Source organism: Paraphotobacterium marinum (assembly GCF_002216855.1).
Classification (GTDB): domain Bacteria; phylum Pseudomonadota; class Gammaproteobacteria; order Enterobacterales; family Vibrionaceae; genus Paraphotobacterium; species Paraphotobacterium marinum.
Genome location: NZ_CP022356.1, coordinates 358973 through 378578 on the forward strand (window position 1 = coordinate 358973; position 19606 = coordinate 378578).

Annotated in this window: 16 protein-coding genes; 6 read left to right on the top strand and 10 right to left on the bottom strand. The window is 30.0% G+C overall.

All coding sequences use genetic code 11. The features are described 5' to 3' along the window. Nucleotides 1-437 precede the first annotated feature (437 nt). Nucleotides 438-1124 carry a cyclase family protein gene (locus CF386_RS08805; RefSeq protein ID WP_145955039.1) on the top strand — a complete coding sequence of 229 codons (687 nt, stop codon included), beginning with the start codon at nucleotides 438-440 and terminating at the stop codon, nucleotides 1122-1124. A gap of 583 nt (nucleotides 1125-1707) precedes the next feature. Here CF386_RS08805 and CF386_RS08810 read toward each other — a convergent pair. The 3 genes from CF386_RS08810 to parS form a co-directional block, all read right to left on the bottom strand. Continuing rightward, the gene (locus CF386_RS08810) at nucleotides 1708-4248 is read right to left on the bottom strand and encodes a hypothetical protein (RefSeq protein WP_089074068.1); all 2541 of its coding nucleotides are present in this window, start codon (nucleotides 4246-4248) and stop codon (nucleotides 1708-1710) included. 746 nt (nucleotides 4249-4994) lie between these two features. Next, a complete protein-coding gene (locus CF386_RS08815; RefSeq protein ID WP_089074069.1) occupies nucleotides 4995-5465 on the bottom strand; it encodes an RES family NAD+ phosphorylase in 471 nt (156 codons plus the stop codon). Beyond that, complete coding sequence (gene parS, locus CF386_RS08820; RefSeq protein WP_089074070.1) at nucleotides 5465-5926, bottom strand: type II RES/Xre toxin-antitoxin system antitoxin; 462 nt, start codon at nucleotides 5924-5926, stop codon at nucleotides 5465-5467. The genes CF386_RS08815 and parS overlap by 1 nt, the downstream gene beginning before the upstream one ends. Nucleotides 5927-6376: 450 nt before the next feature. Here parS and CF386_RS08825 point away from each other — a divergent pair, with 450 nt between their 5' ends. Then, nucleotides 6377-6985 carry a LysE family translocator gene (locus tag CF386_RS08825; protein ID WP_089074071.1) on the top strand — a complete coding sequence of 203 codons (609 nt, stop codon included), beginning with the start codon at nucleotides 6377-6379 and terminating at the stop codon, nucleotides 6983-6985. 597 nt (nucleotides 6986-7582) lie between these two features. Here the strand turns inward: CF386_RS08825 and CF386_RS08830 are convergent. Further along, the gene (locus CF386_RS08830) at nucleotides 7583-8557 is read right to left on the bottom strand and encodes a Gfo/Idh/MocA family protein (protein ID WP_089074072.1); all 975 of its coding nucleotides are present in this window, start codon (nucleotides 8555-8557) and stop codon (nucleotides 7583-7585) included. Between the two features lie 177 nt (nucleotides 8558-8734). On the opposite strand from CF386_RS08830, the gene CF386_RS08835 reads away from it, so the two are divergent. Beyond that, complete coding sequence (locus tag CF386_RS08835) at nucleotides 8735-9391, top strand: DMT family transporter (protein ID WP_158522354.1); 657 nt, start codon at nucleotides 8735-8737, stop codon at nucleotides 9389-9391. A gap of 428 nt (nucleotides 9392-9819) precedes the next feature. Here CF386_RS08835 and CF386_RS08840 read toward each other — a convergent pair whose 3' ends face one another. The 4 genes from CF386_RS08840 to CF386_RS08855 all read right to left on the bottom strand — a co-directional run bounded on the left by CF386_RS08840 (nucleotide 9820) and on the right by CF386_RS08855 (nucleotide 13326). Continuing rightward, nucleotides 9820-10218 (bottom strand): hypothetical protein, encoded by a 399-nt coding sequence (locus CF386_RS08840; RefSeq protein ID WP_089074074.1) that lies wholly within the window; start codon nucleotides 10216-10218, stop codon nucleotides 9820-9822. A 351-nt stretch (nucleotides 10219-10569) separates the two neighbouring features. Continuing rightward, a complete protein-coding gene (locus tag CF386_RS08845) occupies nucleotides 10570-11757 on the bottom strand; it encodes an MFS transporter (RefSeq protein ID WP_089074075.1) in 1188 nt (395 codons plus the stop codon). A gap of 151 nt (nucleotides 11758-11908) precedes the next feature. After that, nucleotides 11909-12181: a putative periplasmic lipoprotein gene (locus tag CF386_RS08850; protein ID WP_089074076.1), complete on the bottom strand. Its 273-nt coding sequence runs from the start codon at nucleotides 12179-12181 to the stop codon at nucleotides 11909-11911. A gap of 626 nt (nucleotides 12182-12807) precedes the next feature. Then, nucleotides 12808-13326, bottom strand: a complete 519-nt coding sequence (locus tag CF386_RS08855; protein WP_089074077.1) for a DUF1643 domain-containing protein — start codon at nucleotides 13324-13326, stop codon at nucleotides 12808-12810. Nucleotides 13327-13535: 209 nt separating this feature from the next. On the opposite strand from CF386_RS08855, the gene CF386_RS08860 reads away from it, so the two are divergent. Further along, nucleotides 13536-14609, top strand: coding sequence for an acyltransferase family protein (locus CF386_RS08860; RefSeq protein WP_089074078.1), 1074 nt, complete (start codon nucleotides 13536-13538; stop codon nucleotides 14607-14609). A 185-nt stretch (nucleotides 14610-14794) separates the two neighbouring features. Here the strand turns inward: CF386_RS08860 and CF386_RS08865 are convergent, their stop codons facing one another. After that, nucleotides 14795-15694 carry a LysR family transcriptional regulator gene (locus CF386_RS08865; RefSeq protein ID WP_089074079.1) on the bottom strand — a complete coding sequence of 300 codons (900 nt, stop codon included), beginning with the start codon at nucleotides 15692-15694 and terminating at the stop codon, nucleotides 14795-14797. A gap of 118 nt (nucleotides 15695-15812) precedes the next feature. On the opposite strand from CF386_RS08865, the gene CF386_RS08870 reads away from it, so the two are divergent. Next, nucleotides 15813-16964 (top strand): MFS transporter, encoded by a 1152-nt coding sequence (locus tag CF386_RS08870; RefSeq protein ID WP_089074080.1) that lies wholly within the window; start codon nucleotides 15813-15815, stop codon nucleotides 16962-16964. Nucleotides 16965-17272: 308 nt separating this feature from the next. On the opposite strand, the gene CF386_RS08875 is transcribed toward CF386_RS08870, so the two are convergent. Beyond that, complete coding sequence (locus CF386_RS08875; RefSeq protein WP_089074081.1) at nucleotides 17273-18535, bottom strand: MFS transporter; 1263 nt, start codon at nucleotides 18533-18535, stop codon at nucleotides 17273-17275. Nucleotides 18536-18677: 142 nt separating this feature from the next. On the opposite strand from CF386_RS08875, the gene CF386_RS08880 reads away from it, so the two are divergent. After that, complete coding sequence (locus tag CF386_RS08880) at nucleotides 18678-19568, top strand: LysR family transcriptional regulator (protein WP_089074082.1); 891 nt, start codon at nucleotides 18678-18680, stop codon at nucleotides 19566-19568. Nucleotides 19569-19606: the final 38 nt, after the last annotated feature.

Sequence of the window (19606 nt, forward strand, 5' to 3'; positions counted from 1 at the left end):
AATTCAAAGTTCATATTGATGTATTTCCTTTACAAAGATGAATATCTTTAAAATTAAACATAAATTAATTTAATTCATTAATAAATGCGAATAAAATCAATTATAAATTGAGCTTTATTCAGTTTTGATTCAGTTATTCTTTTTTATTTATATTTATTTGTTTGAAGCTATCACTTTGTTTTGTTTTTTTATGCCCTTAATGATGTTATTTTTTATTAAAATTGATTGAGAAGATTATTTTCAGCTAGATTAATAGTGTTCTATTTTAGTTAAAATACAGAGATCTAAAGATGCATGTTTTGGGTAAATTAATTAATAACCATCGAAGTATTTTCTTTCTTGAAATTAAAATATTCATGAAATATTTTTAATTATAAAAGGAGTGAAATTTTTATACTTTACGCGTTAAGTGCCTTTAATTATAATGGGTTGATGGTTTGTCAATATATAAAAATAAGATGAAAATTATAGATTTAACTCAAATGCTCGATGAGCATACACCCCACTGGAATTGTGATTGTGGTTTTAAATTAACCTCGACTTTTGACGAAGTTTCTTGTGTTCAATTTATAGATGCTCCAGCGGGAATAGGAACACATATGGATGCGCCTTACCATTTTTTTTCTGATAATATTTCAATTGATCAAATTAATGTTGAAAATTTTTTGGGTCCAGCATGTGTTATTGATGTCCATCATAAAGCTCATGACGAATATCTTATAAGCAAACAAGATATATTAGACTTTGAAAATAAGCACGGTATGATTGAGCCTAACACTATTATTCTAGCTTTTACGGGTTGGGATAAACACTGGGGCGAACCAGACAAATACAGAGCTGAAAAAAGTGAACAACAAAGAGCTTTTCCTGGTTTTTCTACTGAGTCGATTGATTATTTATTGACTAAGGATATAAAAGGCATCGGGATTGATACTTTATCTCCTGATGGCAGTAACATTGGCTTTCCTGTTCATAAAAAAGTATTAAGTCGTGGAATTTATATTTTAGAAAATTTGTGTAATTTAGATAAGTTACCGGCAAAAGTTCAGGAATTAATTTCTCTTCCCCTAAAAATAAAAAATGGTGCCGAAGCGCCTTGTCGAGTAATCGCTAAAATAAAATAAAAATGGCCCCATAGATTTTCAACCCTGAAATTGAACAAAGGATAGTATGGTGAACATATCATTCTATCCTTTTTTAATGAATACAAGATAAAGAATTAAAATATAACTTTACATCAGTTTTATTAAACTTATTTTTAATTAAAACCACCCTACTTTGCTTCTTTTGATTTGTTATTATTTATCGATCACTTAGGATGAGTGATAGTACTGAGGACGAGTAGCTGACCAAGGAAAGGTCGATAAGAGGAAAGGATTTCCTAAAAATCTAGGAACAGTTGCACATGGATGTGTAGAAAAAAATTATACCCGCAATGTTTTCACGTTGCGGGTTTATTTTAATCTCAAAGTCTAATGAGCATCGCCTTTTTCATCAAACTTCTATTCATATGTTTTGAAGCCCTCGTTGTTGAGTGTTTTTTATTGCAACCTCTAATTAAACATAATGCTACCATAAACAATCCTAAGCAAAAAAAACAGTCATGATGGAATAAACATCATGACTGTTTGCTAAAAATTAAATTTTAATAAATATTTTTATGTCTTTTTACTATTTAGCGACACACTAAGATTGCTAAAGGGCATCTTATTGATTATTTCCAGTAACGTATGCATCAAATGTATAACCATCATGACTTGAAACTGGATCATACCAGGTGTAGGTAGCATTCCAGTTATCAGAAACAAATCCTGCTTGACCATTAGATTGATCATGAACTGGATGCTTTTGTTCCCAATCACTATAATCATAAAGACTATAAATTTGTTGACCACCAAGATCAATGTTAGTTAGTGAGATAGGTTGTCTGTTTGTAACAACACCGATCGCTCTTGGCTCAAATGCCAGCCAACTAAAATCACCATTATAACCTTCCCCATCTTGTATGTTAAATGCTTTACTTACTAATGTCATTGCCGATGGTTCACAATAAACATTATGAGCACAATCATTTGAATCATTTTGAGTGTGGCTTAAAACATAAAAATTATTAACACTCCACCCACCTGGTGTAACCTCCGTACTTGGAGATTTAGATCCCTGATACATTCTATCAGTATTGCGATTGGTAATTAAACCAGAACCATAATACCAACCGTAAGTTGGGTCACTTTTATTATCAAGAAACTTATTTATAACAAAAGGAACATAAACATTTTCGATTGTAGAACCAGTTAAAGCATCTCTTTGCACTCCATACATACTTGCCATAACAACAGCGCCAGATTCACCCTGAAGAGCTGTATATTCGGTAACACGCTGATTTTTTGCTTCTAGTTTCATATTATCGTCTGCAGTTTGCCCATAAATATAATCCATGGTTGAATTATCACTACCAATATCCATACCATCTACGCAGTTCTGCCAAAACCCAAGCTCTTTGACGTCAAAGACATGAACAGGGTTATTGTCAGCTTCTCGATCTTCTAATCTACCATATACTTCATAATCAATATCTTCGCTAGCAGCACCAAATTGGGCTACATTTATTTGGGCCGCACCATGATTACGTTTTTCACCTCCACTCAATGTAATACCTTTTACAGTGATTTCCCTATTTACCCAGCCAGTAAATTCTCGAGTATTGTCTAAACCCAGCAAAGAACTTTCTATATGATATCGAGCAAATTCAATCAATTTACCTAATCTGACATTTTTATCATATGTTGTTTCATCGGAGGAACCATAATTTAAAAAAGATTTTCTATAATTACCATCGATATTCCATATTGACCCTAAATCTGTCGAACTTCTAAAACCAATGACGGGATACTTAGGGTTAAAATCTGCACCCATACCCCATCTTGTACGATAAGTATGTGTGTAACCGTTTATTCGACCCAAACCAAAGATATGAATAGATTTATTGGCTCTTGCAGAGTAAGTGAAATTTCTATCACTTCCATCTGCGACACCTGTAGGGGTTTTTATATCTTCTTCAGATTCTAATTGATTTTCAACTGCTTCAATATTACAAGCCTGAACAACATCTGCGATTTCATTAGGGTTGTAATTTTGGCTATGTCTTGTTCTTAAATACATAACTTTATTTAAACTTTGTAAAGCATCTCTACAAGAATCTTCATTTGTCGTAGGGCCATCAAGTTTAACTGGTATCCTAATAAATTGAGTTGTCATTGGTATGGATAATGAAGAATGTAATGGGATGTTAATATTCATATCATTATTATCTTCAGGGCTAGATTTTGGTTTACTAGCCCAATTTGTCAGAGTCCCTTTGAACTCGATAAAATCATGTCCATTAATTGTCTTTAATTCCCAATGAGGTACTTCAAGGTGACAACTATTAGAGACAACAGGTGATTCCTTATATTCCCAGTTTATAGTGCCATTTTTGTTTGTGTTATGAGCTATGACCCATTCATGCATATGCTCTAAGGTTAATTGTTTATTATCATATCCAAAATCACTATCAATTTTAGAGGAATCGATAGTACATAATGCAGGATCATCTGACTTAAGCTCTGAATCGAACTCATCCTCTCTACTGATGAAAACGGATAAAGTGCCTAATGCATAATGTTTGGGATCATCATAATACTTAACATCTGATGAAAGATTAAAGGCACTATCATCCATTGGCTTGGAACAACTATCATTATCAGAATGAAATGGAAAGATTGTCAGTTGTACTGGTTTAGTTGTGTCAAAGTTACTATTATCCAATGTAAATTTAGCACCTATTTGGGTATAGAATTGTTTATTTTTATAATCTATTTCTGCACAATTGAATTTACCGAAGGTATTATCAATATCATCTGAGAAAGTGTTTTCACTGATAGTTAAAGACGTTGGGTATGAAGAGCCTTTCTTCAGTTTAAATTGTGTTTGCGTGATATATCTTAAAGGCCCCATCTTCGTATCTATTTCTTCGTGATTTATATTATCAGCACTTGGTTGATAATGATATTCTTGTCCTTCTCCATTCAGGCTAGAATCGCCAGATAATGTAACATTAAATGCAACATATTTATGATGATCTACATCCTCTTGGTTGTATTTTAGAGCGGGATCGTGGAAAGGTACAATAGGAATATCATCGGCATGGGCACTAGCACCTATCAAACAACTAATGGGTAAAATAACATTTTTAAATATTTTTTTCATTTTTATCCTTTTAATTAAAAAAATTAAATTAAAGCTTTAAAAGTATAGTTTTTTGTAATTAATATGGTTAGGACTTATGTCCTGTTTTTTACGACATTAAATGAATAATAATTATCAAATACAATTACTTAAAGTTATCGAGGGTGTAATTTCACACTGGAGAGGATTTGAATAAATTTTTATCTTTATGATTATTTTATTTATTAAAAACAATTTCTTATAATTATTAAATTGCTGTTATGCATGAATATAACTTTATTATACAAAATTTTTGCTATAATTGTTTAAAAAATATTCTCAAAACTATATTATTTGCCTAGTATACAATGTTTGTAACATGAGTTTTTTGAAACTAATTTTTTTGTCATACAGAATACGTTATTTTATAAAAATATAGTCCCTTTTTTAATCACAAATATACCTTATATAAACAAAGTATCACATTAATGAATCATTTAACCCTTTTTATAAAGTAGATTAAATTGAATATGTTATTGTTTTCACGTTTTATTAATTATTCAAAATTTCATTTTTCTTTAAATTTCTATACATATTCTCTAAACCTTCAATGAGATTAATTTTATTTAAAATTAATTTGAACTATTTTGAAAAGTACGACTCTATATAAGTGTTAGAATTTTTTTCATTTTTCCTTGTTTATTTATATTCATTTTTTTGAAGCCCTCATTTTGAGGGTTTTTTTATACATGTTTTTTGTGCTAATTATGTCGAACTGATATTCATATTTATTTGAAAATTCGCACATCAAATCTAAATGTTAACTTTTCATGTTTTTTAAAGATGTTTTCCATAGCTGGATGGCTTGGATTTACAAGGTAGTTTTTGTCTCTTAGCGAAATAGTGGATGGGACTTGTAGAGCAGCGTATTTGGGCTTACTTATTTTTAAAAATTGGTCTCCAATTTCTTGTGTTTCCTCACCAGCTGGGATTCTTTGCCAATTTTTAGGTAGGTCTTCTTCATCTAATTTTACAATGAGTTTATCGTTTACTTCTATACGATATAGATCGTATTGATCGATGATACTTGGATCGTTATTGACATGAACGAATACTTCCAAACAGCACAGCGATTCTGATTCTGAAAAATATAAAGCCTCTGTTCCCTTAGAGTTCCATCTGCCACCATAAAGCTTTGCACCGATAGGACTAAAGGGATTTTCTGCAAATTTCTTCTGTGTAAGACGATAAAGTTGCATTAGGAGAAAACCCCATGCTCCACTCTACCGATTAGATCTTTTACAATTTCAAAGTCTACGGTCGTCGAGACCATATCAAGTGGCCTCTTTCCACCTAAACCATAGACGCTTTCTTTCATCCAATCTAATGCTTTTTTCTCATCATTAAATAGTTCAGTTGCTAATTTAAGCAGCATTGCTAGTCTATACATAGCATCACTTTCTTGAATGCTAAAACGTTCCTTTTTATTTAGGCGACGCTTAATTGTGCTGAGCGGAATAAGCGTTACACGGTGGAACTCATTCTGAGATAATTTGGCTTTTTTTAAAATTTTGTGGTAAACAAATGGTTTGAATCCTTCATGCACAGCATCTGTTCGAGCTGTTTTATTGTCTTCAATTCCAAGGTTAAACCAAAAGTTTGTCTTGGCGTTTTGATTAGGTTTAATTGGTTTAAAACTTTTTAGTTCAGTACTAGCCATTGCAACCCTCCGGAATTTAGACCATATGACCATTATATATTAGACCAAATGGTCTTTTATTTCAATGATAAAAAAAATCTATTACTTTTAAAGAAGAAGATATGTTATATGAGTGATACATTTTTAGTGTGACACTATGAATGAAATAATGGCTCAATACGTACTGTATTAGCATAGATCATGGTATTTTCTTACAAAGCAAAATAAGAATGTTTGTGTTTTCTTGAAATGTTTAATGAGCAACAATCATCAGCTCCATATGCTAGACAATCATTACCCCTTTGTAGTTGCTTTTTAGTAAAATTACAAAGATAAAAATTTTTTTTCTGATCTGGTACTTTTGTCCTTATTTTAAGTTATGCTGAGTGCTAGGGTGAAAAAATAGCCATGTAATGAAGAGTATTAAAATGCTTCGTTATTAGATAATAAGAATAAGAATAAGGATAAGATATGGAACATACGTTTGCTATAGTTTTGTTTGCCATCTCGACCATGGCAACACCTGGACCCAATACATTGATGATTATGTCATCTGGGGTAAATTTCGGAGTAAAAAGGAGCTTACCTCACTTTTTTGGTATTTGTTTGGGATTCACATTAATGTTATTTTTAGTGGGGCTCGGGTTTTCTAAGTTATTTGAGCTGTACCCTGAATTACATATTGTGTTGAAATGGTTAGGTACGATGTATCTTCTATACCTTGCTTATTTAATATCTATGTCATCAAAAAGTAGTGATGAGGAAAAGGAAAAAAAACCATTTTCTTTCGTAAAAGCTGTCCTTATCCAATGGCTTAACGCAAAAGCTTGGGCTATATCTGCGGGAGCCGTTGCAGCATACATGACAGTTGGCGAGCATGTTTATCGTCAAGATTTGGTGATCTCTTTGATTTTTCTTTTTGTCTGCTTACCTTGTGTTGGTATGTGGTTACTCTTTGGATCTTTTCTTAAGAAATTCTTAATGGATGAAACTAAAAGAAGAATATTTAATTATTGCATGTCTGCTTTTCTAGTTTTGGCTGTTATGCCCGTATTAATTAAACTTATTGAAACTTTATAATTAAGTATCTTTAAAAACAGACTCGATCAGTTTAAAAGACTTATAGCTTCTCATTTAAACAAGTTTTTCTAAAAATTTTTTAAATGATGAAGAAGACACTAAAGAGGTTATTATTTTTGTTTTCAATTAATTTAATGTTTAAAATTTTATTTTTAGCACCGTTACTTAACTAAACATTTGACTATATTTAAACCCTCCATTTTGAGGGTTTTTAGAACTAAAAAATTTAAATATGGTTAATTGACGTTTATTTTTGTGAGACATTGACTATTGGGACATGAGAAATATGGGTAACTTAACTTCGGACTATGAAAATAAATCTCATTAAATCAGTAACATACAGATATAACAATTTTATGACAATGTGGTTTTTGTACATCCAACCCCACTTTATTTATATTTGTTAGCTATCATAGCTACATCACTTAGGATGAGTGATAGTACTGAGGACGAGTAACTGACCAAGGAAAGGTCGATAAAAGGAATGGATTTCCTAAAAAAATAGGAACAGTTGCACATGGATGTGTGAAAAAATTATACCCGCAATGTTCGAACGTTGCGGGTTTATTTTATCTCATAGCTTTAGAGAATAAGCCATTAATAATCATCTGGAAAAACAACGCCAATTTGCTTTCTGATTTCAGTCAAAACTTCTGAAACAATCAATGAACGATTTATCTCTTCTTCTTTCATTTGAGACGACTCAACTCTTTCTGAAAATGCTAGTGCTTCGTAAACCATATGATTTTTATTTTGTAATCCCCCTTTCTGAACTTGAGCATCTTTTGTTTTTATTTCGATTTCATCAACGGCATTTAATTTAGGAATGATTATAGACCCTTTTTCACCTTGAATTTCACTGGATAAAAATGAGTTACTTACTTTTGAGTGTTTGATCAGGACATTAAAATCATCATATTCTAAAATGACTTGACCGTTGGTATCAGCACCTGAGTCAAGCAGGTGACCAAAAGCTTGCGTATTCGAAGGCTTACCCCACAATTCTACCGCAACGGCTACCATATAATAACCGATGTCCATAAGAGAGCCACTTGAAAGCTCTGGTTTAAAAACATTTGGAGATTTTCCTTCCAAATATTCTTGATAACTCGATGAATATCGGCAAAAAGAGAAAAAAGCAGACCGTATTTTTCCTACATTTTTAAGACTGTCCTTTAATATTTTAAAATTTGGATTATAAGGGGTTTTAAATGCTTCAAACAGAACCACATCATTTGCTTTTGCAACATCAAACATTTTTTTTGATAATGCATAGTTGGATGAAAGAGGTTTTTCACAAATGACATTTTTGCCATGTTTTAAAAGCTTAATGGCGTAAGGTGCATGAAGTGAATTTGGGCTTGCAATATAAACGCTATCAAAATCATTTGATTTCGCAAACTCATCTAAATCGTCGAAAACTAATGAGCAATGATATTTTTTACCAAAATCGAGTCCTTTTTCCATTGTTCTGGAAAATATTGCTTTTAGCCTGTATTTATTAGTTTCAAGGGCAGCATCAATAAATTTTTCAGTGATCGAGCTTGTTCCAATGATAGCTAGATTAATCATGTGTGTTCATTCCTTTTTTATTTTTTTATCGTTTTATAAATTTCATAAGAGCATATCATATCAATTTGAATGAATGCTTTAAAATATCATTTTAGGCATTAAAAAAGACATAAATAAATATATTTTCTTCAAGAAATATATATTTTTTTGTATATGATAATTAAAGAAAAAAATAATTTGAGTGCACTTCGCAAGAACATTGGAGCGTATTTTGTTTTAGGCATCATAGGTATAACAGGATTAAATGGCAGTATTTTATATCGAACAAAAATATCTAAAATACAAGGTATAGGGATGTTGATTAGTTTTATTGGTGTTGCGATTGTACTTTGCAAAGGTTCATTAGAAAATATAATACATCTTAAGTTCACGAGTGGGGATCTGATAATGCTAGGTGGGTTATTGTGTTGGACAATATATAATGTATGTATTCATAAATATGTTAAAGATTCTACGACTGTTCAAACAACAACTTATACCATGATTTTTGGGACATTAGGCCTAATGATTGTTGCTTTCTTCACAAATGACCATTTATATAATATTTTTGAGGGACAATCACCTAAAATTATCTCAGATTTATTTTATATTGGCACTATAGGTACAGTCCTTCCCCAGTTGTTCTGGATAAACGGAACAAAGAAAATTGGTGCACATCATATCTCAATTTATTTTAATTTTATGCCAGTATTTACTGTATTCATTACGATTATAAGTGGTCATTTTCCGAATATTTTAGTTTTACTTGGTATAGGTGTCGTAATCCTTGGTGTCCTAACATCTAGAGGAGCTATTAAGTTACCAAGAAGGTATAAATTATCAAGGTGTATGTAAAATATTCAAATATAACTATATGAATTGTTGAATTATTTTTTATCGAAACTACCCTACTTCGATTCTTTGTGTTTGCGATTATATGTCGATCACTTATTATGAGTCATAGAAATGAGAATGAATAGTAGAGCAAATAAAAATCGATAAGAGGAAAAGATTGCCCAATAATCTAGGAACAGTTGCAAACGCATATGTGAAAATAAATGAAGCCCACAATGTCTTAACGTTGTGGGTTTTTTTATGGAGGCGATCCAACCTGCACTATACTTTTATATGGAATCAAATATGTTCCACTCCAGTTTATTAATCTCTATGGGGCTGAAAAATATTTAATTCTTAAAAGTAAGCTAAAAATTAATATTTAGCTTTATGCTTTGGATTGTAGACCTATTTTTTATTTTTTGGAAATCATTCGTCCCTGTTATAAACTAAACATCTTCTTTTAAAAAAATAATAAATTGAGCAGATAGTTTTATAAAGTAAGAACCTAGAAATGGACCAAAGATAATAAATAGAGGCAATGAAGTAGGATCTGATCCAGTTATAAAGCTAGGAGAAAATATGCTTCCAATTATTACTATTAGCCAAATAACAATACTTGAAATTATAACTACCTTATAATTATTAAAATTATTTTCTTTGGCTATTTTGAAATTTTCAAAAACATTTTTTGTAGCAAATAAACCTCCTAAAATTAAAGTAACTAAGCCAATACGCAAAACTTCTTGTTGTGACCCAGATATCAAAGGTTTTCCAAATATACATGCTATTAATACCCCTAACCAAATAATGATTAAAGATAAAAAGGTTAAATTTTTATTACTCATCAGAATCCTTATTTATTAATATAGTCCTAAAATAAAAAGTTAACTTAAACTAAAAAAACTTTGTAAGTAATGAGGTTTTTCTAGTTTTAGTTGTTAATTATGTGTAAATTTGTACAATTTAAATACAAGTGAACAAAATTTGTTTGTACCTATTTATTTTATAATCATTACCTCTTTGATTGCTAGCAAAAATTAAGGTTATTCAATTAAACAGAGGATTTCAAAATGTTTTACTAGAAATCTTCACACCTCTTCATGCATTTTATTCCTTTGTATGAGTTCCTTTATTTATTGTCATTTTTTTGGAGCCCACATGATTGAGGGTTTTTTATACCTATTTATAATTTTTCTCTATGATGAAACTTGATTTGCAAGATAATTTTTAGTTGTTTGTTTTATGTACACGCGTTGTCTTAAATAAAGAGCTATAAAGACGCCAATTAGAGAGCATATTATTCCTGGAATGACTGGACTTGTATAAGAAAAGGAATAAGCAAGAGGTATTCCACCAATAAAAGCCCCCAATGCATTGGAAATATTAATTCCAGATTGACTTAAGGCTGATCCAAGCATTTCTGATCCTTCAAAGACTTCAATTAATAGTACTTGTATAGGTGGTCCCAAGGCAAAAGATAAACCGCCCATGATAAAAGTCATAAGCAGTGAAATGATTAAAATATTAGAAAATTGATAAACAATCGATAAGCCTAAGACCATTAATATCAGTAATAAAATAACTGTTTTAATAGCGGTCAACCTATCGGATAATTTTGAACCAAGAATGTTACCACACAACATTCCAACACCGGCAAGAGACATAATATATGGAATTTTGTTTTCAGATAGATGTGTCACATGAATCATTAAAGGTGCAATGTAACTGATCCAAGCAAACATTCCTGCATAACCAATAGTGACAAGAATTAATGCTAACCAAACATTAAATTTTCTTAAAATAGTTAATTCGGATTTGAGCCCCTTACTCGGGTTATTGGATACATTTGGGAGCCATGAAATGACTAATACCATAGTGAGTAGTCCGAAGATTCCGACTAATATAAAGGACATCTGCCATGAAATCGTGTAAGCCATGTAAGTGCCCAGAGGAACGCCAATGATATTGGCGACGGTTAAACCAGCAAACATAGCTGCAATAGCTTGAGTTTTTTTACCTTCGTCTGCAAGTTTGATGGCCACAATAGCCCCCACACCAAAAAAAGAACCATGTGGTAAACCAGATAAAAATCTTGCGATTAATAATGAGGTGTAATTCGAACAAAGTGACGACAAAAAATTAAACGCCATAATCATGAAAGCTAATAGAGTCAATAAAATCTTTGGTGAAAATTTTCTTGAAAATACAATCAATAAAGGAGCCCCAACCACAACACCTAATGCATAGGCACTGATGAAATGTCCCGATTTTGAAATACTGATGTTTAAAGAAGAAGATATTTCCGGTAATATCCCCATAATAACAAATTCAGAGATGCCTAATGCTATCCCACCCATAAACAATGGGATTAAACTTTTTTTCATTTGAACTTTCCATGTATAATAAGCACTAAAAGTTTACTTTTTATATAAGATGATATTTTGAAAAATGCTGAAAACCTTTAGCCACTTAATGATAAGTTTATCGCAAAAAATTGTATTTATTTTGTTTTAAACTTATCAGTTAATCATCAAATTATTTACCACAAACACCTGGGAAAAGTGTCATACCATCTTGAGTCACTATACCTTGAATATAACAGTAATGTTTTTTTCCATTTACAGTGGCTATATACTTAATTTGATTATTAGTGTAATTACGCTCCACATTTGAAATCGTAATATTTTCTGCTCCTGTGTTAAGAGTCGTTTCAGAAGCACTTTTAATATCAGCATTAGTCATTGTATCCAATGTGCTGCATGCTGATAGGACAAACACAGGTAAGATTAACATCATAATTTTCTTCATATATAATATCCTTTCTAATGAAGTTTTAATTTATTATCATAATAACTTTATAATGAAATATATGAATAAGGACTTAATGAAGTGAAAATAAAGAGTTTTGGAGTTGGTATTTTTAAGGTATGATTTTGAAAAATATGTCAACTGACATTATTTCTTTCAAACCTACACTTATCTGTTACAGATAAGATAAATTTCGGGCAGAGTTAAAACATGATTAAAATCAAGGTTAAAAATATCTGGTGTTATAATCATACCCGAGTTATTCAAACAAGCTAGAGTATTTGGTCGTTTTGCTTGTCGATCACGATTAAAAGTTTTTATAATTTTCAAACTCAATAGAGAAAAAAAATTCTGTAATTTTCTTATTTTTATAGTAAAGCTTTCCTTTGCATGAAAAAGTATATATGTTTGTTATTCTATTTATTAGGACAAAAGTCCTGTTTTATGAATATTTTGATTATTTTTAGTCATCAAAAACAATAACTTATATTTATCTAAAAGATAAATTTATAGGTGTGGTTAAAATCTAAATATACTAAATAGAGTTGCTTATGTTTTTACTCCAAAAATTTTTAGATTAAGAATTTAAAATAATGTAATTCATGCTTATTGATTTGTAATTATATTTACATATGTTTCAAATAATCCCTAACATCAAATTTTTGTAGCTTTATACTTTTGGGTAAATATAATGGATGTCTTGGGTGACCACATTTTGTAACATTGCCTGCTTGAAACCAATTTTCGTGTTCGCCTATCTCATGTATAATCTCAATGAGACAATTCTTTAAATAGTCTCTAGTTGTGATGAGATTACCCCAAGCAGCCCAAACTGAAAATTGTTTAGGACATTTTTGAATCATTTTTTTTATTTCTAAAATATTACGTTCATGTAATTTTACATCCATCTCTAAATCAACTTGTTTGGGATTTGTCGAAATCTGCGGATAAAGATTAATCATTATCCAAGAGTCATAATCATACATGTTTGCGAACTGGCTGACTCTCTTTACAGTATGATCTAAACAAGCTGGAGTTGCTGTACTTGGATTGGTTCCAATGCAAATTAAAGGATTTTTTTTTAAATATCCTAAAGCATATCGACATTTTGTGTCTTTGTTAAAAAGCCATTTTATTTTTTTCATGAGATAACATGATCAAGATTTCTTATAAAAGTATATATGAATTGAGAGCTTATTGAGATATTAATTTAATAGAGCTAGCTATCCTATGAACTTTATTTTGATTACTTTTAGTTTTTAAAACAATGAGTTTAAATTATTGTTGAAAGATTAAATTATTTGATAGCATTTCATTCAAACACAACATAATCACTACGATAAACGGATTTTTTATGCAAAAAACAACACCAGAGAGAATGTATTTTATAGATAACATTAAATGGGTTTTAGCTATCATTGTTATTTTTCATCATTCAATTGAATTTAATAAACAATATTTTCCAAACTATATTGATGTTTTTGGTTTTTTCACAACGTTCAACCAATCATATTTTATGGATTTATTCTTTTTTATCTCAGCCTTTTTTTTGATACCCTCATTCATAAAAAAAGGTAAACATTCCTTTAATAAAGATAAAATCATCAGACTAGGAAGTGTGGTTTTATTAACGATTGTGTTTATTGGACCTGTCATTTTTACCCTTTTAAAACATCTTTTAGGTATTTCTTCCACTTCGTATTTATCTTGGTTGTCTGAAGAGTTTTTGACTTTGCAATGGGGGTTACCCATGGAAGTCACCTGGTTTTGTTGGACACTTCTGGTTTTTACATTAGTTTGGAGTCAATTTGCTAATAAGGTGAAATGTCAAACAAGATCAGAGCAGCCACTGCCAAGCTTTTTTAAGATTATACTATTTTGTGTGTTTATGGTGCCTATCAATTACTTGGCAGTACAATTACAACAAATATTAGGTGATGGATTTTTAGGTTTTACGCATCTAGGATATTTCCCATCTTATATTGCATGTTTTATATTCGGTCTTCAAAGCTATCAAAAAAATTGGTTACAACAAATCAATGCTCAATATGCTCTATTTGGATTATTGTTATTTATTGTTTCTTTTGGAATCATTGAGATTGTAAATCTTTATATACCCTCAATGGTTTTATTATTTATGTGTGTTCTTCGAACATTTTGTGCTATTGGTATGATACTATTTATTCTTCATCTCTTTAAAACATATATGAATTTTTCAACACCTATCACCAAAGTTTTAGCAAGGGCTTCTTTCCCGGCATATGTGGTACAGCTCCTATTTGTATTTCCACTCATTTATTATTTCAGTGCTTATTTAACATGGAATCCACTTTTCATTGTTTTAGTTGAGTGGATTATTGCAACTATTTGCGCATTCGTTTTAGGGATAATTCTATATCGACTCCCTATTTTTAGAAGAATATTTTAATCATCAAAAAATTGCTTAATAAGTCATAAAATTAAAAAATGGATTAATTCATAAAGCTTTTTACAATGTATTGTAAAAAGCTTTTATTTTTAATGAAATTAAATACAGCTTATAATTTATTATCAAAGTTGTAACAAAACTATAGGTTGAATTCAAGTTTCGAGCTATTCGCTAATTGAATGCTTTTAAGCATAATGATCATTTAAATAAGAAGTCATTTCTTCTATAAATAATCTGATCTTATAAGGTACATATTTTCTATTTTGATACAGAATATAAAGATTCCTTTTTTTTAAATTATATTCTTGTAGCAATGGAGTTAATATTCCCTCATTGAGCTCCTCTTCAACAAATATCTTTGGTATCATAGCAACCCCATGATTTAAAAGGAGTGCCTTTTTAATTGCTTGTGCACTATCCATGCATAAACTCCGCTCAATGAAAAAAGTCGATACTTTTCCAGCCTTACAGAATTCCCATACTTGGTTATTTTTTAAAATGGGATCTGTTAATAATTGATGTTTGGATAATTCAGTAGGACATGTGATTTTCTCATGATTTTTGATATATTCAGTTGACGCACAAAGGATGATGTCATAAGAAAAAATCTTTTTTGCTATCAAACTCAAATCGCTCCTAATTAGGTCGCCGGAGCGGATTGCAATATCAAATCCTTCGCTGGATAAACTTTGAATTTGATTGCTTAATTTTAATTCAATATTTATATTTGGATATTTTTGATTAAAAGAACAAATCGGATTGATACAGATTATTTCAGAAAAAGAATTAGGCGCCAAGATTCTAATAGAGCCACTTAAGCCATTTTTTTGTTCTCTAATTAAACTGTTGATGTCAGTAATCTCACTAATTAATGGATTAATATTTTCATAATAATACTGTCCTAATGAAGTCAAGCTTAACGTCCTCGTTGTTCGGTTAAATAAACGAGTCATCAGATAAGATTCTAATTGAGATACATGACGGCTAATAAGCACCTTAGATTTTTTCAGTTTTATGGCCGCTTTAGTAAAGCTACCTTCTTCTGCAACAGCAGTGAATGATTTGATACAAGATAGAATATCCATACATTTTATAATTGTTAACTATTTGTTAACAGTCTAACAACTATATCAGTTATTGTTAATATAATTGTTGTTATATATTCTGATATTTATCACTTATTTATTTTATATGTTTTAATCTATGTTTAAATATCTATTACTCTTATCAAGCAGCTTAATGATCATGACAAATGCTGCGCTTGCTCCAGACATCAATACAATAAATCTTGCATTTGATAATTACTTTTATGTTTCTTTGATCGTTTCGTTACCTGCTTTATCGGTTGCGATTTGTTCGCACTTTGTCCCTTTATTACAATTTAAATTTGGAGAAAAAAAAACTTTATCTTTAGGATTAATTTTCTATTTAATTGCTGGAACATCAGGTTTATGGCTTACTTCATTGAAATTTATTTTAGTATCCAGAATAATTTTAGGAATTGGGCTAGCTATCATCATGGTTGTTGTGAATTCTCTGGTTGGAGATAGCATTCAACCATCTGAGAAAAAAGTATTTTTATCTCAACAATCATTATTTATTAATGTTTCTTCTTGTTTATCGGTCATCTTATCTGGGTTTTTATCTTTATATCATTGGCGATTGCCTTTTATAATCTATATATTCACTTTGCCAATACTTTTAATTAATTTAAAAATTGGTCGGGATGCTCAACATATCCAGAAAAAAAATGCGTTTGTATATTCAAGTGGGCCCAAAAAAAATATGCTTGTTTATTATTTTTATGGTTTTTTTGGAATGATGATTTATTATATGGCGATTGTGTTTTTACCTACCATAATTGGAAAAGATTTAGGTTATCCATCATATATTACTGGATTTGCAATGGCTATATTAGCTTTTATTTCAGCAATTTTCGGTAAAATGTTAAGTTACATTAATCAAAAGGTATCTGCTAACGCATTAATTTGCTTAATTTTTATATTATTTTCTTTAGGTCAGATTTCTATTGCCTTTTTACATAATGAAATAGGAGTAATGGGCTTGATATTATTTTTTGGCATAGGATTTGGTTGGTTATTTCCTACTCTTATAGGTGAAATACACGTCCATGCTCAAAAATCATCTTTGTCTCGAGTAACGGCTGTTTTTATGAGTTGTTATTTTCTAGGACAATTTATGACACCATTTCTTACGAAAGTATTTATCTCTGATAATATATTTCATTTGTTTTTTATTACTGGCATCATAAGCTTTATTGTTCCTTTGTCTAATACAATAACAACTTATCTTTATATAAAAAATAAACCCAATAAAAATTATAAACATGGATAATCTACCTTTGATTTGTAAGACACTGACCATTTATTGATGAGAAATATGAAGAATCTCACTTCACAATATTTAAGAAAAATAATATAAATCATATGGATAACTTTGTATCAATTGCCTGATGCCCATTTTCTTTATGAAAACCACCCTACATTATTGGATAAGGAAAAATCTTTCATTTTTATTATGAGAACCTTATGAATTTAAAAAATAGTTAATAGTTTGTTTTCTGATATTGGATCTATTAAATTACGCGGTAATAATAATGTTATGTAATCCATTACATAACTTTAAACCTAGTTAAATAAAGTTCAAAAATCTTTAGCAAGAGCTATACCATTCTTTTTTTTGTTTATTAATATAAACATTAACCCACTAGCTAAAAATAATACACTACTGACAACAACATTTGTAATATAACTAAAATGTCCAAGATATCCTCCAATTATTAAGATAATAACCGTGGATAAGGCTTGAGTCGAAGAAATGGAACCCATTATTTTTCCTTGCTCTGATGGGGGTGCCAAGTTAGAAATACTGCTATTTAACCCAGGTAAGGCAAAACCAATTGCTATTATAAAAATAGACATTTCGATACAAAATAACACAAAAGAGTGAGTAAATGGCATGGATAAAATAGATAGACCAATAAAAATTATAGAATACCTGACCATATTTTCTGGAGAAATATTTTTTGAAATGGGTATGACCAATACATATTCAACCAAAACATATCCAATACCCATTATTGCTAAAAAATTTCCAATTTGCAGCATAGATAAACTTAAAAATTGCTGTAAAAAAGCAGGTAAAAATGCTTCAAATAACCACCAGCCAGCTACAAATATTGCCCAAATGTAAAAATAGTTACGATACTTCTTTTCTATGAATACAGTTATAAGGTGCTTTGTATCGATAAAATTAATTTTATTTGGGTGTTGTAAAGATTTAATCTGAGTATTTGTTTCTTTAAAAAATATTATGTTCATTATGACTAATATTAATAATAAGACACCAATAAAGAAGAAAGGAAATATAAAGCCAGATAGTTGTCCCATACTTAGATTAGTTAACCATCCTCCAATAGGAGGACCCATAACCCAAGCTAATCCTAATGATATTTGTATCATAGCTAAATTTTTAGTTTTAGTTCTGGGATTACTAATATCGCTCATACTTGCTTGTATAACGGAAATGTTACCAGCAAAAAATCCAGAAATAGCTCTACTAATAAATAATAAAGTAGGAGATAATATATATATAGCATAGGCGCTAAGTAAAAATCCGCACGTATTTCCAATAAGAGTTATACTCAGGATTTTTTTTCTTCCATAATGATCTGATATTTGCCCTAAAATTCCAGAGCCGATGAATTGTCCCAATGGATATATGGCTAAAAATAATCCTAGTAATGTATATAAATTAGTTAAGGCCCAATGACTTGTAAATAATTTTTCTTGATTACTTAAAATTAAATTTGGAAAAATCGTGATGACAAGTCCTAAACCCATATAATTAATAAGAGCTATTAGTGCTAAGAAATATTTAGTAGCAGCTATATTTACTTTTAACATTTTATGATACCTCAAATATATTTGATTAAATTACCTAATGTTTTTTGCGTGTTATGTGTAAAACTTGTTATAGTGTAATTTATTCATATATTGATGATAATAGCTTAAATTTGAGACAGATTGTTTCATAAGTAGAGATAGTATGGAAAAGTTTAGAACATTTATAACAGTTGCGAATGAAAGAGGCTTTTCAAATGCAGCCATAAAATTGAATATTTCTAAAGCTACTGTGAGTCGGCATATTAGAGAAATCGAAGCTGAGTACGGAGCTAGATTATTTAATAGAACAACAAGACAAGTAAGTCTTAATGAACAGGGAGAAATTTTTTATCAATATTCATTGCAGTGTATTGAATTATATGAAAATGTTCATAATAGGTTAAGCTTATCCAAAAACCAAATTAGCGGAAGATTAAAGGTAGGCATTCCATTATCACTAATTGAAACTTATTTCATCCATAAAATTCCTGAATTTTTGCAATTATATCCTGAAATAAATTTAGACATCATTCATGGTCACCATACCCAGTATATCCATCAAAACAACTTCGATATTGTCATTGATGATCGTATTTTAGGTGACATAGACTTTTATGCTACAGAGCTTGCACAATGGAAATATGTGTTGTGTGCGACTCCAAATTATTTAAAAAATAGCAAAAAACTTAAGACGCCAAATGATATTTTGAATCATCAATGTATCGATCATACAGGAAATTTATTAAAAGACTGGAAGTTTATATTTGATAATCAATTATCTGAAATTTTTATAGATCCTAAAATATCTCTAAATAATAGTTTTTCAGTCAAAGAATTTGTACTAAATCATTTTGGATTAGCTTACTTGCCTAGCTATATTCTTCACGAAGAAATTAAAAGTGGTCGATTAATTAGTTTATTAGAAAGCTATCTGCCCATGAAGTATAAAATTCATGCATTATACACACGTAAAAGATCAGAGTTTAAAAAAATTGATGCTTTTCTTAAATTTTTAGAAGATATTTGTGCTGATATTTCCCTAGTTCAGAACTAATTATTTTTTTGTTTCTGTATCAATTTTTTAAATTTATT